Here is a 3,843-nt window from a genome sequence, read left to right as displayed (position 1 = left end):
AGATGCTGCTCGAAAACGCCGGCCGCGTCCTGACCCGCACCCAGCTCGAACAATCGGTCTATGGCTGGCGCGACGAGCCGGACAGCAACGCCCTCGAAGTGCACATCCACCACCTGCGCAAAAAGCTCGGTGGCGACCTCATCCGCACCCTGCGCGGCGTCGGCTACACCATCCCCAAATGAGCGGCCAAGCCACCGTCTGGTTCTCGCTGCGCCGCCGCCTGCTCGGCCTGCTGCTCGGCGGCGTCGCTGCAGCCTGGCTGGTCACCATGGTTTTCAGCTACATCGACGCCCACCATAAAGTCGACGAACTATTCGACGCCCAACTGAGCCAGGCCGCCCAGACCCTGCTCGCCCTGGCCAGCCACGACGAGGGCGAGGACATCGAAGATCTTGGCGACGCCACGCACAAATACCAGCGCCGCATGCGTTTCCAGATCTGGCGGGCCGACGGCACGCTGCTCATGCGCTCCAAAAATGCCCCGAAATTGCCGTTGACCGTGGAAACCGGCTTTTCCGAAACCCGCCTCGGCGATGACGGCCACTGGCGCCACTTCAGCCAATGGAATGACGACCACAGTCTCCAGGTCCAGGTTAGCGAGAACCACCATCTCCGCGACGAGTTGATCGGCCACATTGCCTGGCGCCTACTCTTCCCGGCGCTCTTCGGCCTGCCGCTGATCGGCCTCTGGGTCTGGCTTGCCACCCGACGCGGCTTCGCCGCCCTGGATGGCATCGCCGACCAGATCGCCAGCCGCCACCCGCAGCAGTTGCAACCACTGCACCCCGCTGCCGCCCCGGAAGAAATCCGTACCCTGCTCGAAGCCCTCAACGGCCTCTTCCGGCGCGTCGAACACACCATCGAAGCCGAACGCCGCTTCACCGCCGATGCCGCCCACGAACTGCGCACCCCGCTCGCCGCCCTGCAAGCCCAATTGCAGGTCGCCCAGCGGGCCCGCGACAACGACGAACGCGACCGCTCGCTGAACCAATTGCAAAGCGGCCTGACCCGCGCCGCCCACCTCGTCGACCAGATGCTGCACCTGGCCCGCCTCGACCCCGAATCCGGCCTGCCCGCCCCCCAAGCCGTCGATTTGGGCAAACTGGCAGAAGCAGTCTGTGCCGACCTCGGCCCGCAGATTCTCGCCAAAAATATCGATTTCGACCTCGCCGCCAACCCTGACAGTCAAGTGACCGGGCAAGCCGAATGGCTAGGGGTGCTGATCCGCAACCTCGTCGATAACGCCGTTCGCTACACGCCGAAAGGCGGTCAGGTGCGCGTCGGGATTGTTCGGGACCAGCGCTGCGTCCGCTTATCGGTCGCCGATAGCGGCCCGGGCATACCCGTCGACGAACGCGAATCCGTACTGCGCCGCTTCCACCGCCTCAATCAGGGCAACCAGCCAGGCAGCGGCCTCGGGCTGGCCATCGTCGCCCGCATCGCCGAACTCCATGGCGCCACACTGAAACTCGACACATCAATTACGCCAAAAGGCCTATTGGTCACGGTACAATTCCCGGCTCGCCCTGCAATGCCCTGATCCGGGTATGCGGCAAACGACAGACCGGCCAATGTTCAGCGAACTTGACCGAGCCGTAGCAAAGCTCTTCTGCAGATGATCATGACCACAGTGCACCAACTGGCCCAAGTACCGAGCGCCACCGACACCCCGCCCGAAGGAACCCGCCGCATTATCGACGGGCTCGAACGCGTGTTCTACGACGGCTACTGGATCAAGACCTACCCCGTCCCCGCCGACACCCTGGAAGCCAAAAAACGCCTGATCGATGCGCTGACCCGGCGCCTGTTCAACCACACCGAGCACGGCCTGAACATTCCCGGTACCCGTCTGAACGAAGCACGCAACACCTACGAAGCGGAAACCGACCCGGCGCGCAAACGTGTCAAGGGCGCCATGCTGGCCGGTGCCCTGTTCAACCGGGCGGCCGACATATTCCGTAAGCTGGTCGAACTGCAGGCCTGCGGCATCGAAATCCTCAGCGACAACCCGCTCATGCGCGAATGCGGCAAATGCCTGCTCGAAGCCATGGAACTCGGCCGCTGCGTCATGCACCGCAGTGGCGAAGAAGGCATCGACGAACTGTGGGGCGAACCGTTCCGCGCCTTCTCGATTCCCCTCGAAGACTTCTACGAAAGTCGCTACATCAAGATCGGCCGAGTCCTGCGCGACATTGACCTGATCTCCAACACGATGATCGACAATTTCAGCGGGATTCCCGCCTTTTCGGACATTGAAGGCCCGATCCGCGACCTCGCCATTGCGGCCAAGATCAAAACCGAAACGCTCCGCACCGACGCCGACATCTTCGACGTCTGGTCGCGCATGGTGACGGCCGGCGAACGGCTCGCCGACATCACCCTGCTAACCGGGCCGGGTGCATACAGCGCCCCATTCACCTACAACCTGTCGGACGGACTGCAACTCATCCGCCAGGGGCGCGACCTCATTTTCTATATTTCCCGGGCCAGAACGGCCATGCCGAAAAGCACCCTGGAATACATCGAACGCTGCAAGAATTACCTGGCCACCGGCCGGGCACCGCTCTTTCCGGCGCACTTCCCGGCCTGAAGAGGCGATCAGCGCTCGGCGTTCAATTCAACGACCAATGTCGTTGAGCCCAGTCTGGCCTTGACCGGAGTAGCCAGCAAGTCGCCCTTGCCCGGCTCGGCACTACCACTCTTCGACACCTTGGCCGTCACGAGTACTTCAGAAAACTGGGAAATTGTGCGCCCGGGCATAATCGCTGAATTGTCGTCAAGTCGAAATTCGACCGGAAAGTCCGATCCCTTGTAGCGCCAGACCGCAAGCGGAGCCCCGGTACCATCCGGTGTCCTGGCGGTCACGAACAGCGTATCCTCAGCCGAAACCTTGCCCTTGAGTTTCGCATTCAGGGTGACAACGCCGGCCACAACGCCAGTCTTCACGGCAGGTTCGGCCACGGCAGCAGCAGGCTTTTTGCCGGCGAGCATGGCATTGGCCTCGGCAATATTGGCATCAGCCAGCTTGCTGTCCATCGAATCTGGCGCTGCCGCAGCCTTCATCCGCTTCCAGAAATCAATCGCCGCCTTGTAGTCAGCACGATCAAAAGCCTCACTACCGGCCAAGGCCAGGGCTTTAAGGTGCTTCGGGTCGGCAGCCACGGCGCGCTTGACGATCTTGCGACCTTGATCATCCCATTTGCGATCCTTGGCCATCACGTGCGCATCAGCCCAGTCGGCCAAGGCTGCCGCATCCAGGGTAACCAGCGCTGACGCCTTGTCGTAGGCCGCATCGGCGTCGGCATGACGTCGCAGTTCACTGTAGGTCTTGGCAAGTAGCAACCAACCCTCGCCATTCGAAGGATCATTGGCCATCTTTTCGGCCAGTTTTTTGACCACCGTATTCAGATCGCCACCGCTACCCGCCTGGCCACCCTGTTTCACTTCCGGCAGTTTGGCGAAGTCTTCGACACTAGCCGTTGGCTGGCTGTTCGGGGACGATTTTCCCCAATAAACGCCTCCAGCGACCAGAAAAGCGAGCAATGCGGGAATCAGCCAGCGCAAATAAGCCGGCTTGCCCGGTTGCAACACACCGGGCGGAGTCTGCAATACGGCGGCATGCAGTGCCACTTGCTGACGCTCGAACTCCGCCTGATCGATACGACCGTCAGCTCTCGCAATCAGCAAATCGCGCAATTCGGCCGCGACGTCCATCCTCTGGCCTTTTTTTGAGACATACTTTTCCATTGCCCAGAGCAATAGCAAGGAAACAACGACACTGGTTACAGCGATCAAAACAAATGACATAAATTTTCCACCAGACTACTTTGTGTTTGAGGAGGC

At 61.5% G+C, this 3,843-nt stretch carries 4 protein-coding genes; 3 read left to right on the top strand and 1 reads right to left on the bottom strand.

The features are described 5' to 3' along the window. The 3 genes from ADADOO_RS06765 to ADADOO_RS06755 all read left to right on the top strand — a co-directional run. Positions 1–182: winged helix-turn-helix domain-containing protein (locus ADADOO_RS06765; protein WP_511276111.1), on the top strand; the 182-nt coding region annotated here is incomplete at its 5' end. Further along, positions 179–1,540: an ATP-binding protein gene (locus ADADOO_RS06760; RefSeq protein ID WP_511276109.1), complete on the top strand. Its 1,362-nt coding sequence runs from the start codon at positions 179–181 to the stop codon at positions 1,538–1,540. The genes ADADOO_RS06765 and ADADOO_RS06760, both read left to right, overlap by 4 nt. Before the next feature lie 81 nt (positions 1,541–1,621). Then, positions 1,622–2,590, top strand: a complete 969-nt coding sequence (locus ADADOO_RS06755) for a hypothetical protein (protein WP_511276107.1) — start codon at positions 1,622–1,624, stop codon at positions 2,588–2,590. An 8-nt stretch (positions 2,591–2,598) separates the two neighbouring features. Here the strand turns inward: ADADOO_RS06755 and ADADOO_RS06750 are convergent, their stop codons facing one another. Beyond that, positions 2,599–3,807, bottom strand: a complete 1,209-nt coding sequence (locus ADADOO_RS06750; protein WP_511276105.1) for a tetratricopeptide repeat protein — start codon at positions 3,805–3,807, stop codon at positions 2,599–2,601. Positions 3,808–3,843: the final 36 nt, after the last annotated feature.

Origin of the sequence: Azonexus sp., assembly GCF_036170495.1 — a bacterium.
Lineage (GTDB): Bacteria > Pseudomonadota > Gammaproteobacteria > Burkholderiales > Rhodocyclaceae > Azonexus.
This window is presented reverse-complemented; position numbering and strand designations above follow the sequence as displayed.